The 398-nt window shown below is 71.6% G+C and carries 1 protein-coding gene; it reads right to left on the bottom strand.

The annotated features are described in order from the left end of the window. Window positions 1-182 precede the first annotated feature (182 nt). Window positions 183-398: flavin reductase family protein (locus tag AC1DYG_RS20305; RefSeq protein ID WP_477641641.1), on the bottom strand; the 216-nt coding region annotated here is incomplete at its 5' end.

Raw genomic sequence — 398 nt, 5'->3', positions numbered from 1 at the left:
GTGTCACCCTGCTGCCGCTGGTGCTGCCCAGGGTGCTCGACCGGGTGGTGGACGACGTGCTGCCGATCCTGCGCGACCGCGGGTTGGCCCGACCGTCGCCCCTCCTGGGCGAGGTGCTCGTGCCCTTCGGGTTCACCTCGGGGACAAGGGCACTCGCGTCCTGACCCGACGGTCGACGAGACTCACTCGTCGAGCGGCGTGGGCCGGTGGTAACGGCCGTCGTGGTAGAGCAGCGGCGACGCGGCGGCCTCCGCGTCGTCCTCGTCGTGCACCCGGGTGACCAGACCGATCACCAGGGTGTGGTCGCCGGCGGGGATCAGCTGGTGGACGGTGGTGCGCAACCAGATCGGGGTCCCGTGCAGCACCGGTTCGCCGGACTCGAGGCGGTTCCACAGGGA

This window comes from Pedococcus sp. P1_H8 (genome assembly GCF_056405175.1).
Note: the sequence above shows the minus strand (reverse complement) of the source record. Positions and strands in the feature narration are given on the sequence as shown.